Genomic DNA, 16701 nt, shown 5'->3' on the forward strand with positions numbered 1-16701 from the left:
CCCAACTCCTGGCGCGGGGGGCGGCGAGGCCGGCCGGGTCACGGCACGCGGGCGGTCCACTCCGGGGAGCCGAACGTCGCGGCGACGCGTGGAGGCGGCACCCAGCAGGGCGCGGCGCTCACGGCACGCGCGCGGTCCATTCCTCGGTCGCGAACTTCGTCCGCACCAGTTCCTCCGCGCGGGCCATCTCTTCCGCCGTGACTTCGCCGGTGGTCAGCCCGTAGCGGTTACGGAAGGAAGCGACCATGTTCTCGATGACCTGCTCCCGCGCGAGGCCCGTCTGCCGGCGGAGCGGGTCGACACGCTTTTTGGCGCTCGTGGTGCCCTTGTCGGACATCTTCTCCTTGCCGATGCGGAGCACCTCGAGCATCTTGTCGGCGTCGATGTCGTAGGACATCGTCACGTGATGGAGGACGGCCCCAGGACCGCCGTCAGGGCCGACCATGCGCTTCTGGGCCGCACCGGCGATCTTGCCGGCCTCGGTGGCGATGTCGTTGAGGGGTTTGTACCAGGCCTTGATGCCCATGTCGCCGAGTGCGCCGAGCACCCAGTCGTCGAGGTAGGCGTAGCTGTCTGCGAAGGAGAGGCCCGAGACCAGGGACTCCGGCGCGGACAGGGAGTACGTGATCGTGCTCATGGGCTCGACGAACATGGCCCCACCACCAGAGATACGGCGTACCACGGTCAGCCCGTGCTTCGCGGCACCTTCGGAGTCCACCTCGTTCCGCAGGGACTGGAAGCTGCCGATCACCACGGCCGGCGAGGCCCACTCCCATACCCGCAGGGTGGGGGATCGCCGTCCAGCGGCCACCTCGGAGGTGATCACCTCGTCCAACGCCATGTGCAGGGCCGGTGCCTGCGGCTCCGTGTGCACCAGCTGCCAGTCGTAGTCGCTCATCTCGGTCGCACGGGCCAGAGCGCGCCGGACGGCGATGCCGACGCCCTCCGCTGTCAGCCCGAGCATCACGGTCGACTCCGGAAGCGCCGCCGTGATCCGGGCAGCCAACCCCGCAGCGTCCGTCGATGAGGGTGAACCCTCGAGGGCTGAGTTGATCGAGAGGATCGCTTCGTCGGGTTCCAGGAAGAAGTCCCCGGCGACTCGTACGTTGCGCAGGACACCGTCCTCGACATCCAGGTCTACGACGACCAGCTTGCCGCCGGGCACCTTGTACTCGCCATGCACGGCTTCGTTCCCTTCCAGTGCGCTGCACATGTCCTCAGCCCGCTGCTCGGACATTCGGACAGACACGCACATCCCTCGGATTGCACCTTAGTGCTCGTCCGTAGCGAGCGATACGCAGCCCCAAAGGAACCGGACTAACGATCTCCGTGTCGCAGTCGGAGGCGTCGAACCGGTACGTGGGCGCCGCCGTCATCGGCATTGCCTACCGCCGGGTCGCCGGCTGGGCCACCGCCGACCACCTACGAAACGAACTGCGGTGCCCTGCGGGCCGCCCGCCGCACTCGACGGGTCCGCAGGCAGCCCACGACCAGCACACGCACCGCGGAACAGCGTCAACGGGCCGGAATCGGCTGCGTGAGGTTCACCGGGTTGCCGTCGGGGTCCTGGATGTGGGCGACGCGCTGTCCCCACGGCATGTCATTGGGGCCGCCCCTGACCGAGCCGCCCAGCGCCGCCACCCGGCTGAGCTTCTCGTCGACGTCGTCGACACCGATGCTGAGCAGGATCCGCGGTGCCGCCCCGGTCCCCGGGTTCGCCTCGGCCACCAGCCCGAGGTCGGTGTCGCCGATGCGCAAGCCGAGGTAGAAGGGCGGGCCTTCCTCCGGTACCCGGAAGATCTCCTCGGCGCCGAACAATTTCGTATAGAAGCCGAGTAGGACGTCGTGGTCGGCAGTCACGATCACTGGCTGGATCGTGGACATGGCACTCCTGTCGAGAACGGTGGTGTCGCTGGGTAGACCGTTCGAGGACGGTGAACTCATCGGCAAACCTCCTCGCCAGACGATCCACACTCCCAGACTGCCGCCCGCGACCAGCACGAGCGCCCCGAAACGGGGTCACACCACCCTGCTGACCGGCCACTTCAAGATGGCCGCCCACGCCTACGTACACGCGGTCATCGACCTCCTCGCCCCGCGCGCCATGCCCTGCTCGGCACTGCCTTGCTCGCTGCCTGCCTTGCCGCGTGCGCCCTTGCCGGACCCGGTGGCCATGATCACCTGTGTGTCAGCGACCCTCGTGATGATCTGCGGCTTCCGAAGGCAGAGGAGGCTCCGGGTGGGGCTGTGTCAGCTCACGGTGGTGCCGGGGTAGAGGTGTTCGGCGGACTGGAAGAGGATCGTGGGGTTGATCCTGGCGAGGTGCCGCAGCATCATCAGGTCGGCGAACTCCTTGGCGTCGCGTGCCACCGTACTGAGTTCTTCGGCGTCCTTGAGGTACTGGCGGGTCTCATCCAGGTGACGAGGGTCGTCGTCGCTGCCGGGGGCCTTGTGCCCGGCGACGACGGCTTTCGGGTGCAAAGCCGCGATCTTGTCGATAGCCGCGATCCAGTCGCGGCGACGCTGTGCGTCACCCCCGGCCAGGAAGGGGTGGACGCCGTTGTAGACGATGTCGCCCGCGACAGCGAGACCGAGGTCGGGAACGTGGACGAAAGTAGTGTCCTGAGTGTCGCTGTCACCGGCCTCCACGAAGTGGACCTCGTGGCCTTCGAGGTCAAAGGTGTAGTCATCGATCGCCGTCGGCACGATGACGTCCTTGACGATCTGGCCGGGGAACTGGCTCGTCCAGAAGTCCATGCGGCCGGTCGCCTGGTACTGGGCGAGCGCCACGGTTCCCTCGGTGCCCAGGATCTGCGCATCGGGAAATCGCTGGGCCACCTCGGCGAAGCCGAACCAGTGGTCGCCGTGGCCGTGGGTGGCGTACATGGCGAGCAGGTTCTTGCCGGAGGCGGCCACCCAGTCGGCTACCTCGCGGGCCTTGTCCTCGGTGTGCGGGGCATCGACAAGGATGGCGTCGCGCTCGCCGTAGATCAGGGTGGAGGCGATCGGAGACCAGGCCGGGATGGGCCGTACCGAGGTGCTGTCGGGCAACACCGCCTGCGGAGGAAGGGTCACCAGGACTTCATAACCGAGGGTCATCTATTCACCGTCTTTCGTGTCGTATCGGTCGCCTGGAGGTAACCGCGGCGGCCGATCAGTGTTGTGTCGTTCATGCCTCCACGCTCCGGCCTGACGAACCGGTGCGCTCGACGAGCCGGAGCCGGTGGACACCGGTGACCTCGAATGCTCGGTACGCGGACATGACGCTTCTCCTCGGTGCTGCCTCTGCCGACACGGGGAGGGCTGGGGCGGGGATCCCCATTATATATTACGGGTCACTTCTAATTCGGTCTTCCCGGCATGCATCCCCGACCTGGGAGGCTTGGCCCCGGCACCAGATCCGGGGTGCGCACCAGAAGGCGATCTTCTCAGGCGGGTAGTCGTTGCTCGCACGCTTGGGCGCGGGCCGTGCGGATCGCGGCCAGCGCGCGTTCGCCGTCGGCAGCCAGGGTGTCGGTCAGCCAGGACACCGTCGGATCGGCGGCCGGGCCGGAACACCGCAGGCTCCACCCGCAGCATCCCGACATCGGACAGGCAGTTCCCGCCCAGCGCGACCGCGAGCGCGGGCGCGAGGATCTCGCGGTACGCGGTCGCCGCCTCTCACGCCTTCTCCCGTTTCCCAGGTGGCGTTCAGTGTGGAAGGCGCCCGCCGGCCTGGCCGTGGCCGACAATCGATCTTGTGGTGGGCCATGCTGAGGTCTTTCTGCACGTCGCGGATGTCAGCGGGAGATCCTGCACTGGTGCATCGCCAACGGCAGTGCCGCAGAACGATTCGAAATTCACCGACGGGTACGGACTCGCCGTTCGTCAGGACCGCCGAGCAGGTCACCCGCCGGGCCGGCTCGCAAGCCGTGACCCCGAGGCCGCCGCTCCGCGGTGCGCGTCGCGACGCGCCCCCGTGAACTGCGCGGTGTGAACGCGGTGGAGGACCCGAGGCCGGCGCGGGGCGGGTGGGCGGGCACGGCGGGGGGCGCGGCCCGGGGCCGCCGGGGGCCACTCCGGGCCCCCGGGCCGCTGTGTTCATCAGACACCCCGTGGAATGATCCGGCGAGTGGGACTGGCCCACCCGGGTTCCGCCAGAACCGGGGGCGCCGCACCCGTGTGTGACGGGGCGTCCGGGCCGGGTCGGCGCCACCGGGTGCGGGCGCATGCGGTCAGCGGCTGTCACCGCGCCACTCCCAGTGGTCGGTGCCCCCCTCGCGGGGCGCGTACCGGGCGCGGCCGCCCGGGCCGAAGCGTCCGATGTCGGTGCGCAGCTCGACGCCCGCGGAGTGCTCCCGCTCACTCCAGCCGGTCACGTCGAGCAGCAGCCCGTCCAGCGGGCCGCCGACCAGTTCGCGGTAGACGCGGTCGGGTTTGGGACCCGGATCCGGATCGTCGATGTCGGCGCCGTAGACCCTGGGCCGTAGCAGCTCGTCCATGCGCTCCACGGTCTCACCCGGCACCGACAACCTCACCCGGACGAAGGTCGCGCGGGTGCCGGTCGCCGCTCGCCGGCGCCTGTGAGGACCTGGGCCCGACGACGCCGTCGCCGCGCCCGGGGACACGGCCAGGACCCCCGTGCCCGGCCATGCCCGCGCCGTGGCCGGTGGAAGCTGAACAAGGCGCCGGCGCAAGGAAGTTCTTCGGCTTGGCGGGCCTTCGACCGTCCGCCCGACATAAGATCCACTCCAGTCGGGTCAACAGACAGGCACGGAGGACCGGGTACACGCACATGGCAGAACACACCGCCACTCCGCCGGGCCGGGCCGTGCTCGCCGCGCGCTGCCGTCGTGCCGTCGACTCCGAGTGGTTCGGACTCACCGTCTTCACCCTCGTCATCGCCAACGCGGGCCTCCTCGGCGTCGAGACGTACGCCGGGTTCGCCGCGCATTGGCACGGTCCCCTGAAGGTCGCGGAACACGCTTTCCTGGCGGTCTTCACCGCCGAGGTGGTCCTGCGTGCCTGCGCCCACGCCGACCGCCCCCGGGACTTCTTCCGCGACCCGTGGAACGTCTTCGACCTGGCCGTGGTGACGCTGGCCTATCTGCCCTTCGCCCGCGAGAACGCCACGGTGCTGCGGCTGCTGCGACTGGCCAGGGTCATGCGCGCGGCCCGCTTCCTGCCCCAGCTGCGCATCATCATCGTGGCCGTCGGCAAGAGCCTGCCGGGCACGCTCAGTTTCCTGCTCGTCGGCACGATGCTGCTGTACGTCTACGCCATCACCGGCTGGGTCTTCTTCGCCGAGAAGGACCCCGAGCACTACGGATCGATCGGGCGGGCCGCCCTCTCGCTCTTCCTGCTGATCACCCTGGACGGCATCGGCGACGCCGTCCGCGGTGGCCTCGAGATCTCGCGCTGGAGCCTGCTCTACTACGCCTCCTATGTGCTGCTCGGCTCCTTTGTACTGGTCAACCTGCTCATCGGCGTGGTCATCAGCTCATTGGAGGAGGCCCGGCAGCTGGAGCACGAGCGGGAGGAGCAGCCCTCTGCCGACGGCTGCGAGACCCCGGACCACCTGCGAGAACGCATCGCCACCGCCCGACGGGCCCTGGACGAGCTGGAGGCGGGGCTCGCCCTCGTGGGCGCGGGAAGCGCGGCCTCGCAATCCCCACCGGCGTCGCACGCCTCGCCCGCCACGGCCGACCCGCCGAGCGGACGCCCGGCCGGATCGCCGGTCCGGGTGTGATCCCGCCGCGTACGCCGCGGGAGGTCGGATCAGAGCGTCAGGACCCGGCCGAACGTCCCCACGGCGATCAGCAGCGTGACCGCGAAGATGGCCACCAGGGCCACGATCTCCCAGATCTTGGGGACCTCCGGTGGCTCCGTGTACGAGATGCCCGTGGTGGTGCTCTCCTCGCAGGGCGGCGTCGGAGTGGGCTCCGTCCGGTCGCGATGCGGGCGCAGGGCGGGCGCGGGCGCCGCGGCCGACGCACCGAGGGCCGGGACGACGGCCGGAGCAGTGCCGCTCAAGGGCCGGGGACTGATCAGTGTGTCGGGCATGCTCACCCTCCGGACTCCGGACGTTCTGCAGCGAACGCGGCAGCCCATCGCACGGGCTCGCGTCGGAACGGCAGGCGGCACGGTCCCTGTCCGCGGAAACGTACGCGGAGGTCTCCGCGACTCGCCAACCGGACAATTCATTTTATAGCCGGGCGCAAGGATCCACGATCAGGAAACGTCACCCAGGACGGTGCGTGAGCATCCCGCCACCTGCAGCGACAGGGCGCCCTCGGTCCCCTCCGGCACCGGACGATCCCGGCGCCGTGGGAGAGGATGAGGCGAAGGGCCCACTCGGACAACGCCAAGGAAGAGGACGGACGATGGCCGACGCGCTGGTACTCGGTGGCGGGGGCGTCGCCGGGATCGCCTGGATCACCGGACTGCTGACGGGGCTCTCTGACGCCGGGCATGACGTCACGGGGGCGACGACGCTGGTCGGAACATCGGCGGGGGCGACGGTCGCGGCACAACTGGGCAGCGGGCTGCCCCTGCGCGAGCTCTACGCCCGGCAGACCGAGCCGGAGTTGCAGTCGGCGGAGATCATGGCCGAGGTCGACCTCGCGAACTTCGGCGCGGGCATCGCGGACGTGCTGCAGGGGGCCGCGTCGGTCGCCGACATGCGGCGCGCGGTCGGAGCGTACGCCCTCGAGGCGGAGACGGTTCCGGAGGCGGTGCGGCGACGCGTGATCGAGTCCCGCCTCCCCTCCCGCACGTGGCCGGCGTCCCGGACGGTGCGGATCGTCGCCGTTGACGCGCAGACCGGCCGGCCACAGGTCTTCGACGGCTCGTCCGGGGTCGGCCTCGTCGACGCCGTCGCCGCGAGTTGCGCCGTTCCCGGCATCTGGCCGCCCGTGACGATCGGCGGGCGCCGCTTCGTCGACGGCGGTGTGCGGTCCGCGTCGAACGCCGACTACGCCGCGGGGGCGGCGCGGGTGCTGGTGATCGTGCCGATGGGGACCGCGGAGCTGTTCCCCAGCGAGCGGGCCCTGGAGCAGTGCGTGGCGGAACTGCGGGCCGCCGGCGCCGAGGTCGCCGTGGTGGGACCGGACGAGGCGTCGGTGGCGGCGATCGGCACGAACCCGCTCGACCCCGCCACACGCCGTCCCGCCGCCGAAGCCGGGCGGGCACAGGGGCGCGAGCTGCGGGCCGGGTGGAGTCTGGTCTGACCGCGCCGGGCGGGGGGCCGGTTCCCCTCGCGCAACGCGCCGCCCGGCAGTGCCCCCGGCCGGCCCCAGGACCGCGGCCCGGCCAGCCGGAGCACCGTGTCCAGACCGCGGTGCCCTCCCGGGGCGGCTCCGGCGGGCACGACGTACGAGCGCAGCCTTACGCCGGCGCGGCACCGTCCTTGGCCGGATGGTCGCCGCCATCAGCGCCTCAGCCGGCAAGACGCCCAGGGCCGCGCAGGCGTGCCCGTCCAGGACGGGGGCGGGCTTCTCGGTGCCGTAGGCGTAGGAGTGCACCCACGCGCCTCGACATAGCGGTCGAGTCCGTGATGGGCGAAGGTCGGCCGCAGGTCCAGCTCACGTCGCTGAGGACACCCAGGCCGATGCCCACGTCCATCTGCGCCGCCGGCGTGTCACACGGTTCGCGGCGCACCATCGGCGCCGCCGCTCTTGCAGGCCTCCGACCCGCACCCTGCCCACGCGACCGTTGACGTGCCGGCCGCCGCGAGGCCGATCACCGAACCCGATCATGCAATCATGCGGACATCCTTTTGGCCGGCGGTCGTCCTCGTCCTCGCCGGGGCCGTCCTGACCGGCGCGTGCGGATCCGGTGACAGCGATCAGGCGCGGCACCTCGCCCGCGAGGCATGCGCCACCTACGAGATGTTCGTCCCCGCGGATCTGATCACTCCGGAAGACCGGGAAACCGCCCACCGACGGGTCGTGCCCGCTCTCGAGGAGTCCTCACGCCTGGCCGCCCATGCCGCCCGTCTGGACCCGGACTGGCAGGAACTGGCCCTGGGGCTGTCACGACTGGCGGAGCAGACCTCCGCGAGCCTCGAACTCGCCGATCTGCAGGCGCGTGACGCGTCCGACGGCACAGGCGAGGCGGACGAGCTACAGGCCCGCATCCTGAATCTGGGCGGCGAGGTCGACGCCCACGATCCCCGGACGCAGTGCCAGAAGGTGTGAGTCCTGCGGCCGCCGCGGCGCGGCGTCGCGCGCGGCGGAAAGTCGCTCTTACCGCTCGTCGGTGAGCGGGATGCCCGTGGCCGTTCGATGCGCTCGACGCCCGTATGGCGCGGGCCCGACTCACCCTGCTGCCGGAAGTGGGCGGGCCGCCGGACCGTGGCCAGGAGCAGCAACAAGGCGACATGTACCGCGTACTTCATGGTTCCTCCTTGGATGGCACCACTGCGTCCTGTGGCGCCGCCCAACGGCCTCCGACCCTCCCGACGCATCCATGACCAGTACGCGCAGCGACCGTCTCGGAACGCGGCCGTCCCGACGGCGGGGATGTTGGCTGACGGTTCATCAACCAGTCACCGCCAAGGACGTGTCGGGTCGACGCGATGCGGGAATCCTGATCCGGGCATGTCAACAAGACCGCGCAATCCTCCACCGCGCGGTCGACCAGGAGGAAACAAGTGAGGACGAACTCGCGTCTCGGCAGGGTCCCGGCCGTCGTCGGCGGCGCGCTCGCGCTGGTGATCGCGCTTCCGGGTACGGCGTTCGCCGCGCCGCCCCCCGCCCTCCCCGCCAACGCGGACGGCCTGGAGCAGACGTTCCAGCCGGCGTACGACTACGACACGGACGGCTGCTACCCCACCCCGGCCATAGGCCCCGACGGAACCGTCAACCCGGGCCTGAACCCCACCGGCGCCCTCAACGGGAGCTGCCGCGACCAGACGGATCTGGACAACACCAACGGCTACGCCCGCTACAAGTGCAACAACGGCTGGTGCGCCATCATGTACGGCCTCTACTTCGAGAAGGACCAGGCCCTGCCCGGCATCACTCTCGGCGGCCACCGCCACGACTGGGAGCACGTCGTGGTCTGGGTGAAGGACGACCAGGCCCAGTACGTCTCCACCTCGGCGCACGGCGACTTCAACGTCTACGGCCGCGACCAGATCCGCTGGGACGGGACCCACCCCAAGATCGTCTACCACAAGGACGGCGCGAGCACGCACTGCTTCCGGCCCGCCAACACCAACGACGAGCCGCCGGAGAACCACTACCGCGGCTGGCAGTTCCCCGACCTGGTCGGCTGGAACGGCTACCCGGCGGGCCTGCGCGACAAGCTGAGCCAGGCCGACTTCGGCAGCGCGGTCTTCGGCCTGAAGGACGGGAACTTCGCCTACCACCTGGACAAGGCGAAACCGGCGGGCATCCCCTTCGACCCGAACGCCTGACGCCCTGACACCTCGCGCGTTCGCCCGGGGACGGGAGCGGGGGCGGCGCACCGCCCCGACCCCGCTCCCTCCCCGGCGGCGGCGAGCGCCTCAGACGGCGTCCAGCTCCGCGATCTCCTCAGCGGTGAGCACGAGTTCCGCCGCGGCCACCGAGTCGCGGATGGTCTCCGGGCGGCTGGAGCCGGGGATGGGGATCACGACCGGGGACTTGGCCAGCATCCACGCCAGGCACACCCGCTGCGGGCTGACCCCGTGAGCCTCCGCGATCCGTGCGAACGGCGCGTAGGCCGAGCCGAGTTCGCGGGCGCGGGAGATGCCGCCGAGCGGGCTCCACGGCAGGAACGCGATGCCGAGCTCGTCGCAGAGCTCCAGCTCCGGCTCGCTGGAGCGGAAGGCCGGGGAGAACTGGTTCTGCACGGACACCAGACGGCCGCCCAGGATCTCGTTGGCCTCCCGGATCTGGTCCGGGTTGGCGTTGGAGATGCCGGCCATGCGGATCTTGCCCTCGTCGAGCAGCTCGCGCACCGCGCCCACGGAGTCGGCGTAGGGCACCTTGGGGTCGGGCCGGTGGAACTGGTACAGGCCGATGGCCTCCACGCCCAGCCGGCTCAGCGAGGCCTCGCAGGCCCGCTTGATGTGCTCGGGCGAACCGTCCTGGGTCCAGCTTCCGTCACCGGGGCGCAGGTGGCCGCCCTTGGTGGCGACGAGGACGTCAGCACCCCGCGCGTGCGAGGCGAGCGCCTTGGCGATCAGGCTCTCGTTGTGGCCGACCTCGTCGGCGTACTGGTGGTAGGCGTCCGCCGTGTCGATCAGCGTCACACCGGCGTCGAGCGCCGCGTGGATGGTGTCGATGGACCGTGCCTCGTCCGGCCGGCCCTCGATCGACATGGGCATGCCGCCCAGACCGATCGCGCTGACCTCGGTGTCACCGATGCGGCGAGTCTGCATGTGTCCGTGGCCTTTCTCAGCTTGCGTCTCGGCTCTTGCGTGCCGACGGGGCGCGCTCGCGCGCGCCTGTGGTGTGCCCCGCACGGCTGGATTCGGGCCGCAGCCGTGCGGGCACGAGCCCAAGCGTCGCCTCAGCGGCGCCCAGACGTCCAATAGAAGAAAGCGAACACATTCAGGAGCTAGGCTTCTCAATCATGGAGCTACGCCATCTGGAGTACTTCGTCGCGGTCGCGGAGGAGCACCACTTCACCCGAGCCGCCGAGCGGCTCATGATCTCCCAGTCCGGTCTGTCGGCCTCCGTGCGCGCCCTGGAGCAGGAGCTCGGGACGCCGCTGTTCGTGCGCAGCACCCGCAGTGTGGAGCTGACGGCGGCCGGCCGGGCCCTGCTGGACGAGGCCTGCCGGACGCTGGCGAGCGTACGGGCCGCGAAGGAGGCGGTGGCGGCCGTGCAGGGCCTGATGCGCGGTGTGCTCACGATCGGCACCGAGCAGTGCCTGGCCGGCGTCGACGTGCCGGCGCTGCTGGCCCGCTTCCGCGCCCAGCACCCGGGCGTCGAGGTCCGGCTGCGGCAGGCGGGGTCGGCGGCCCTCGTGCAGGACATCATCAGCGGCCGGCTGGACGTGGCGTTCACGGCGCTGTGCGGACAGGCGCCCGAGGGGGTGCGGATGCGACCGATCGCCCGGGCCCCGATGGTCCTGCTGTGTCATCCCGGGCACCGGCTGGCCGGAGAGGAGAAGGCCGGCTACGCGGACCTCGGCGGCGAGGAGTTCGTGGACTTCCACCCCGACTGGGGCGCGCGCGGGCTCACCGACCGGGCCTTCGCCGCGAACCGCGTGCCGCGCCACGTCGCCTTGGAGGTCAACGACGTGCACAGCCTGATCGACCTGGTCCACCACGGGCTCGGCATCGCCGTCGTGCCCCAGCCCATCGCGCGCAAGGAGCACGCCGCGGGACTGCGGACCCTGGAGCTGTCAGGCGCCGAGGAGCACCTCTGGGAGGTGTCGGCCGCGCTGCCCCAGGAGGACCGGGTCTCCCCCGCCGCCCGCAAGCTGCTGTCCTACCTGCCGTGACCGCGCCCGCCGCACCGTGGACCTGCGGGCGCCCGCACCGGCGCGCACACTGGTCGCGTGGGCGGCGCCCCGCACGTCCGCACCGTACCGCGACGCCGTTCCCCGGAGGGGCATGAACAACCCGGCCCACGACCCCTGCGTCCGGGTGCGCGGCGCCCGCGAGCACAATCTGCGCGACGTCGACGTGGACGTGCCCCGGGACGCGCTGGCCGTGTTCACAGGGGTCTCCGGCTCCGGCAAGTCCTCGCTCGCGTTCGGCACGATCTACGCGGAGGCGCAGCGCCGCTACTTCGAGTCCGTCACCCCGTACGCCCGGCGGCTCATCCACCAGGTGGGCGCCCCCGCGGTCGACGACATCCTGGGGCTGCCCCCGGCGGTCGCCCTGGAGCAGCGGCGCGGGGCGCCGACCTCCCGCTCGTACGTGGGCACGGTGACGACCCTGTCCAACACGCTGCGGATGCTCTTCTCCCGCGCGGGCCGCTACCCGCCGGGCGCCCAGCCCGTGGACTCCGACGCCTTCTCGCCCAACACCGCCGCCGGCGCCTGCCCGGTGTGCCAGGGGCTGGGCCGCGTGCACCGGGCCACCGAGGAACTGATGGTCCCCGATCCCTCGCTGAGCATCCGCGACGGCGCGATCGCCGCCTGGCCCGGTGCGTGGCACGGCAAGAACCTGCGGGACGTCACACGCACCCTCGGCTACGACGTCGACCGGCCCTGGCGCGAGCTCCCCGCCGAGGACCGGGAGTGGATCCTGTTCACCGACGAGCAACCGGTGGTGACCGTGCACCCGGTGCGGGAGGCGGGCCGCATCCAGCGTCCCTACCAGGGCACCTTCCAGAGTGCACGGCGCTATGTGCTGCACACCTTCGCCGACTCCAAGAGCCCGGCGCTGCGGGCCCGCGCGCAGCGGTTCCTGGAGAGCTCGCTCTGCACCGCCTGCGGCGGCAGTCGGCTGCGCCCGGAGTCCCTGGCCGTCACCTTCGCCGGGCGGAACATCGCCGAGCTCAACGCGATGCCGCTGGCGCGGCTCGCCGAGGTGCTGCGTCCGGCCGCGCGGGGCGCGGTGGACGACCTCCCCGAGGGCCCGCAGCGGGGGATCGCCACGACGCTGTGCGCCGACCTCGTCGCACGCATCGAGGTCGTCGCCGAACTCGGTCTGGGCTACCTCAGCCTGGACCGCACGACACCCACGCTCTCCCCCGGCGAGCTGCAACGCCTGCGCCTGGCGACCCAGTTGCGCTCCGGCCTGTTCGGGGTGGTGTATGTGCTCGACGAGCCCTCGGCCGGGCTGCACCCGGCGGACGGCGAGGCGCTGCTGGAGGTTCTGCTGCGGCTTCGCGACGCGGGGAACTCGGTGTTCGTCGTCGAGCACGACATGGACGTGGTGCGCCGGGCGGACTGGGTCGTGGACGTCGGGCCGCACGCGGGCGAGCGCGGCGGCCGGGTGCTCTACAGCGGCCCGGTGGAGGGGCTGGAGGCGGTCGCCGAATCTGCCACCCGCCGCTACCTGTTCGCCTCGGGACCCGATCCGGCCGCCGGGCGCGCCGCGCGGGAGCCGTCGTCGTGGCTCGGCCTGCGGGGCATCACCCGGCACAACCTGCACGGCACGGACGTCGAGCTGCCGCTCGGGGTGTTCACGGCGATCACCGGGGTGTCGGGCTCGGGGAAGTCCACCCTGGTGGGCGTGCTCGCCGCTGTGTTGACGGAGCATCTTGGGCCGGCCGGAGACGTCGGGTCCGAGGACGCGACCGCGGGCGGCGAGGACGCGGGCGCGTGGGGCGGAGCCGGCGCCGGGCCGGCGTTCGGCGTTCGCGCGGAGGGGCTGCGGGCGGTGGACCGCCTGGTGCGGGTGGACCAGAAGCCCATCGGCCGGACCCCGCGTTCCAACCTCGCCACCTACACCGGGCTGTTCGACGCCGTGCGGGGACTCTTCGCGGCCACCGACGACGCCCGGCGGCACGGCTTCAAGGCCGGGCGGTTCTCGTTCAACGTCGCGGGCGGCCGCTGCGACACCTGCCAGGGCGAGGGTTTCGTCGCCGTCGAGCTGCTGTTCCTTCCCGGCACGTACGCCCCCTGCCCCACCTGCCACGGGAACCGCTACGACGAGCAGACGCTGGCCGTCCGCTACCAGGGGCGGAACGTGGCGGAGGTGCTCGGCATGAGCGTGGACACGGCGGCCGCCTTCTTCGCGGACGTCGCACCGGTCGCCCGCAGCCTGCGCACGCTGCAGGACGTGGGGCTGGGCTATCTGCGCCTCGGGCAGCCGGCCACCGAGCTGTCGGGCGGTGAGGCGCAGCGCATCAAGCTCGCCGCCGAGCTGCAGCGCGGGCGCCGCGGCCACACCGTGTACCTGCTGGACGAGCCCACCACGGGGCTGCATCCGGCCGATGTGGAGCTGCTGGTACGGCAGTTGCACGGGCTGGTCGACGCCGGGCACTCCGTCTTCGCGGTGGAGCACGAGATGAGCGTGGTGGCCGGTGCCGACTGGGTGATCGACCTGGGCCCGGGCGGAGGGGACGCGGGAGGGCGGGTCGTCGCCGCCGGGCGGCCCGCGCAGGTCGCCCGAGCGGCCGGGAGCCGTACGGCGGCCTATCTGGCACGCCGTCTGTCGGGCTGAGCGGGGCGCGCGACGGGCCGGGGACCGATCCGCGTCACCACCGAGCGCCGGCCGGGGCGGGCCGCGGCTGAGCGGGGCGCGCGACAGGGCAGCGGAACCCGCGCGGTGCAATGGCCCGCAATCGGCTGCTCCGGGCCCCGCCGCCCTCGCCCGCGCCGATGGGCAGAGCCGTTCCGTCCCCCCACGCCCCAGGCACCGGGAGCCGCACGGCCCCCGTCGCCGCACGGCGGGCTCACGCGGCCCGCCAACCGCTCCAGCGCCGTACGGAGATCTCGATCACCGGCCCCGCGGGAGGACGGCCGGTGTACTGACCGTATTTGGCGGTCAGCAGAGCGACGCAGCGGGCGGCCGCGGGGGATGCGCCGGCCGGCGGGAGCACACGGGCCGTGCCGTCGGCGCGGGCCCACCACAGCAGGTCCCAGTCCTCGTCGTAGTGGTCGGCGAGCAGGCACACCGCGGGGTTGGCTTCGATGTTGGCCAGGCGTTTCAGGTGCGCGGTCCGTTTGGGTTTGTGGTCGACGGCCAGCGCCACCGTGTCGCCGTCCACGGCGAAGGCCACCGGCACCAGATGCGGCGTTCCGGTCGCGTCGGCGGTGGCCAGGCGAGCGACGCGGGCCGCGGCGAAGCGCTCGCGCGCCTGACCGCCCGTCAGGGCCGGCATGGAAGGACCTCCTCACCCGTTGCCGGCCGGTCAGCGGAACCGGTCGGCGAGCGCTGCCAGGCCGTCCAGGTGCTCCAGAGTCTCCCGCTCGGGCAGCGTCGGCAGGTCGAGCAGCACTCGTTCGACGCCGAGCCGCTGATAGGCCTCCAGCTGCTCCGGGCCGCCGCGGACCCCGAACACGGTCACCGGCACATCACGGCCGGCGACCTCGCGCAGGTGCTCCATGCGCGGGCCGAGGTCCTCCGGAGCGTCGCTGTTGGCGAGCCAGGCGTCGCCGAGTTCGGCGACCCGGTGGAACGCGCGCTTGCCGCCGCCGACGTAGATCGGCGGGTGCGGCCGCCGCACCGGTTTCGGCCAGCAGAAGACGGGATCGAAGTCGACGAACCGGCCGTGGAACTCGGCCTCGTCCTCGGTCCACAGCTCGCGGATCGCCCGCAGGCGTTCATCGGCGAGCCGGCCGCGCGTGGCGGGGTCCGCGCCATGGTTCCGCATCTCCTCGCGGTTCCAGCCGACGCCGACCCCGAAGACGGCGCGACCGTCGGAGACCAGATCGAGGGAGGCCACCTCCTTGGCGGTGTGGATGGGATCGCGCTGCGGCACGAGCGCGATCCCGGTGCCCAGCAGCAGGCGCCGGGTGACGGCGGCGATCACGGAGAGGGCGACGAACGGGTCAAGAGTGCGGCAGTACTTCTCCGGCAGCTCGCCGCCCCCGGGGCAGGGGCTCTCGCGGCGCACCGGGATGTGGCTGTGCTCGGCGATGAACAGCGAGTCGAACGCCCGTTCCTCCAGGGCGGTGCCGAGCGGGGCGGGACGGATGCCCTGGTCGGTGATGAAGGTCGAGATCCCGATGTTCACGCTGGCTCCGTGGGTGCGGTGGCGAAGGGGTACCCCGCTGTGCTCCCTACCCCTCCCCGGTGGCCGTGCGGCACACGACCACCCGGGAGGAGCATCGCGCCGGTGACCCCGGCCGTGCGGCGCCCGCCCAGTGGGCCGCCGCACGACACGCGGGCGAAAGAGCACGCGCAGCCCGTCTCCGGACGGTCCATCAGGCCATCCTCGGGCGCATCGGCGGGTCGCCATAAGGGAGATGGGTGTCACCGCCTATGTGCGGGCTTCGCACGCTCGGCGAGCATGGGAGGCGTACCCGCGTCTGCTCCCGGCCGTCGCCGCCCTCGGCGCCGGCCTCCCGCGCGTCCGCCTTCCAGGAAGGAGCCCGCCATGTCCCCCGACACCACCCGGCCCGGCCGTATGACCGCCGACGAGGCCCGTCTGCGCCTCGAGCGCGAACGCGACACCCGACTCGCCGAACTCCAGGCCGCCGCGAAGGGCGGCTGGGCGGCGGACGACCACGTCCTGGTCGTGCAGAAGGAGACCGTCAAGCGGGTGCTCGAGGAGATCGAGGCCGCGTTCAGGCGCCTCGAGGAGGGCAGTTACGGAGTGTGCCCCGGCTGCGGCGCGGTCATACCGGTCGAGCGCCTGGAGATCCTCCCATACGCGCGCTGCTGCGTGCCCTGCGGACGCCGCGCCGCATGACCTCGCCCGGCCGGAGAAGGTGAACGAGGTGAACAACCGGGCCGAGGAGCGAGCCTCGCACCTGAGCGCCGGGGACCTCGCCGCACTCCGCGCGAGCCTGCACGAGCAACGCCTCTTCCGGAGGGAGCAGTTGCGGCAGGTCACCGCCGCCGTGCCGACCGCCGCACAGCATCCGCCAGACGACCGGGCTGCGGCCCGGGAAGAGGTCCGCGCCAGCTCGCGGACGCCAATGACTGGGAGCTCGACGACGTGCAGGTCGCCGACTGGAAGGCGGTGAAGGTCGCGGGCGGCCTCGTCACCGGTCAGGTGACCGACGACAACACCAGCGTGGGGATCGTGGGTGCCGATGTCACGGCCGCCTCCGGGCAGCGAGCCATGCGGCCACCCCCGCCGACCGCAGCCGTCCCGACGGCGGTCCCGACGAAGGGGGACCTCACCCGTACGTCGGGCTGCCCCGCGTAGGCGCTCAGGT

Annotated in this window: 16 protein-coding genes and 1 pseudogene; 8 read left to right on the top strand and 9 right to left on the bottom strand. The window is 72.0% G+C overall.

All coding sequences use genetic code 11. The annotated features are described in order from the left end of the window. Window positions 1–118 precede the first annotated feature (118 nt). The 5 genes and pseudogenes from lplAB to AC3ET4_RS17215 form a co-directional block, all read right to left on the bottom strand. Complete coding sequence (gene lplAB / locus AC3ET4_RS17195; RefSeq protein WP_431950279.1) at window positions 119–1183, bottom strand: lipoate-protein ligase LplAB; 1065 nt, start codon at window positions 1181–1183, stop codon at window positions 119–121. 332 nt (window positions 1184–1515) lie between these two features. Beyond that, window positions 1516–1884, bottom strand: coding sequence for a VOC family protein (locus tag AC3ET4_RS17200; protein WP_431950193.1), 369 nt, complete (start codon window positions 1882–1884; stop codon window positions 1516–1518). Window positions 1885–2250: 366 nt separating this feature from the next. Beyond that, window positions 2251–3099, bottom strand: coding sequence for an MBL fold metallo-hydrolase (locus AC3ET4_RS17205; RefSeq protein WP_431950197.1), 849 nt, complete (start codon window positions 3097–3099; stop codon window positions 2251–2253). 356 nt (window positions 3100–3455) lie between these two features. Next, window positions 3456–3636 (bottom strand): annotated as a pseudogene (locus AC3ET4_RS17210) (IS1380 family transposase); the annotation flags it as partial. A 578-nt stretch (window positions 3637–4214) separates the two neighbouring features. Beyond that, entirely contained in the window at window positions 4215–4481 is a 267-nt protein-coding gene (locus AC3ET4_RS17215; protein WP_431950199.1) for a hypothetical protein, read from the bottom strand. Between the two features lie 293 nt (window positions 4482–4774). Here AC3ET4_RS17215 and AC3ET4_RS17220 point away from each other — a divergent pair, with 293 nt between their 5' ends. After that, entirely contained in the window at window positions 4775–5728 is a 954-nt protein-coding gene (locus AC3ET4_RS17220; protein WP_431950201.1) for an ion transporter, read from the top strand. A 29-nt stretch (window positions 5729–5757) separates the two neighbouring features. Here the strand turns inward: AC3ET4_RS17220 and AC3ET4_RS17225 are convergent, their stop codons facing one another. Next, a complete protein-coding gene (locus AC3ET4_RS17225; protein ID WP_431950203.1) occupies window positions 5758–6042 on the bottom strand; it encodes a DUF6480 family protein in 285 nt (94 codons plus the stop codon). Between the two features lie 320 nt (window positions 6043–6362). Between AC3ET4_RS17225 and AC3ET4_RS17230 the strand changes: the two genes are divergently transcribed. From AC3ET4_RS17230 to AC3ET4_RS17240, 3 genes are all read left to right on the top strand, one after another. Further along, window positions 6363–7208, top strand: a complete 846-nt coding sequence (locus tag AC3ET4_RS17230; RefSeq protein ID WP_431950205.1) for a patatin-like phospholipase family protein — start codon at window positions 6363–6365, stop codon at window positions 7206–7208. Between the two features lie 534 nt (window positions 7209–7742). Continuing rightward, the gene (locus tag AC3ET4_RS17235; protein ID WP_431950207.1) at window positions 7743–8177 is read left to right on the top strand and encodes a hypothetical protein; all 435 of its coding nucleotides are present in this window, start codon (window positions 7743–7745) and stop codon (window positions 8175–8177) included. A 455-nt stretch (window positions 8178–8632) separates the two neighbouring features. Then, the gene (locus AC3ET4_RS17240) at window positions 8633–9400 is read left to right on the top strand and encodes an NPP1 family protein (RefSeq protein WP_431950209.1); all 768 of its coding nucleotides are present in this window, start codon (window positions 8633–8635) and stop codon (window positions 9398–9400) included. A gap of 90 nt (window positions 9401–9490) precedes the next feature. On the opposite strand, the gene AC3ET4_RS17245 is transcribed toward AC3ET4_RS17240, so the two are convergent. After that, window positions 9491–10348, bottom strand: coding sequence for an aldo/keto reductase (locus tag AC3ET4_RS17245; RefSeq protein ID WP_431950211.1), 858 nt, complete (start codon window positions 10346–10348; stop codon window positions 9491–9493). A 194-nt stretch (window positions 10349–10542) separates the two neighbouring features. Between AC3ET4_RS17245 and AC3ET4_RS17250 the strand changes: the two genes are divergently transcribed. Then, window positions 10543–11418, top strand: coding sequence for a LysR family transcriptional regulator (locus AC3ET4_RS17250; RefSeq protein ID WP_431950213.1), 876 nt, complete (start codon window positions 10543–10545; stop codon window positions 11416–11418). Window positions 11419–11530: 112 nt separating this feature from the next. Continuing rightward, window positions 11531–14035, top strand: a complete 2505-nt coding sequence (locus AC3ET4_RS17255) for an excinuclease ABC subunit UvrA (protein WP_431950215.1) — start codon at window positions 11531–11533, stop codon at window positions 14033–14035. A gap of 232 nt (window positions 14036–14267) precedes the next feature. Here the strand turns inward: AC3ET4_RS17255 and AC3ET4_RS17260 are convergent, their stop codons facing one another. Next, window positions 14268–14696 (bottom strand): TIGR03668 family PPOX class F420-dependent oxidoreductase, encoded by a 429-nt coding sequence (locus AC3ET4_RS17260; protein WP_431950217.1) that lies wholly within the window; start codon window positions 14694–14696, stop codon window positions 14268–14270. 30 nt (window positions 14697–14726) lie between these two features. Further along, a complete protein-coding gene (locus tag AC3ET4_RS17265) occupies window positions 14727–15551 on the bottom strand; it encodes an LLM class F420-dependent oxidoreductase (RefSeq protein ID WP_431950219.1) in 825 nt (274 codons plus the stop codon). 363 nt (window positions 15552–15914) lie between these two features. Between AC3ET4_RS17265 and AC3ET4_RS17270 the strand changes: the two genes are divergently transcribed. Next, entirely contained in the window at window positions 15915–16229 is a 315-nt protein-coding gene (locus tag AC3ET4_RS17270; RefSeq protein WP_431950221.1) for a TraR/DksA C4-type zinc finger protein, read from the top strand. A 249-nt stretch (window positions 16230–16478) separates the two neighbouring features. Continuing rightward, complete coding sequence (locus tag AC3ET4_RS17275; RefSeq protein WP_431950222.1) at window positions 16479–16691, top strand: hypothetical protein; 213 nt, start codon at window positions 16479–16481, stop codon at window positions 16689–16691. The last annotated feature ends 10 nt before the right edge of the window (window positions 16692–16701 follow it).

Source organism: Actinacidiphila sp. bgisy167 (genome assembly GCF_057707665.1).

Excerpts from the sequence above, each read along its gene's own strand:
- AC3ET4_RS17200 (WP_431950193.1), bottom strand. The coding sequence starts at position 1,884 with ATGTCCACGATCCAGCCAGTGATCGTGACTGCCGACCACGACGTCCTA.
- AC3ET4_RS17205 (WP_431950197.1), bottom strand. The coding sequence starts at position 3,099 with ATGACCCTCGGTTATGAAGTCCTGGTGACCCTTCCTCCGCAGGCGGTG.
- AC3ET4_RS17215 (WP_431950199.1), bottom strand. The coding sequence starts at position 4,481 with ATGGACGAGCTGCTACGGCCCAGGGTCTACGGCGCCGACATCGACGAT.
- AC3ET4_RS17220 (WP_431950201.1), top strand. The coding sequence starts at position 4,775 with ATGGCAGAACACACCGCCACTCCGCCGGGCCGGGCCGTGCTCGCCGCG.
- AC3ET4_RS17225 (WP_431950203.1), bottom strand. The coding sequence starts at position 6,042 with ATGCCCGACACACTGATCAGTCCCCGGCCCTTGAGCGGCACTGCTCCG.
- AC3ET4_RS17230 (WP_431950205.1), top strand. The coding sequence starts at position 6,363 with ATGGCCGACGCGCTGGTACTCGGTGGCGGGGGCGTCGCCGGGATCGCC.
- AC3ET4_RS17235 (WP_431950207.1), top strand. The coding sequence starts at position 7,743 with ATGCGGACATCCTTTTGGCCGGCGGTCGTCCTCGTCCTCGCCGGGGCC.
- AC3ET4_RS17245 (WP_431950211.1), bottom strand. The coding sequence starts at position 10,348 with ATGCAGACTCGCCGCATCGGTGACACCGAGGTCAGCGCGATCGGTCTG.
- AC3ET4_RS17250 (WP_431950213.1), top strand. The coding sequence starts at position 10,543 with ATGGAGCTACGCCATCTGGAGTACTTCGTCGCGGTCGCGGAGGAGCAC.
- AC3ET4_RS17255 (WP_431950215.1), top strand. The coding sequence starts at position 11,531 with ATGAACAACCCGGCCCACGACCCCTGCGTCCGGGTGCGCGGCGCCCGC.
- AC3ET4_RS17260 (WP_431950217.1), bottom strand. The coding sequence starts at position 14,696 with ATGCCGGCCCTGACGGGCGGTCAGGCGCGCGAGCGCTTCGCCGCGGCC.
- AC3ET4_RS17270 (WP_431950221.1), top strand. The coding sequence starts at position 15,915 with ATGTCCCCCGACACCACCCGGCCCGGCCGTATGACCGCCGACGAGGCC.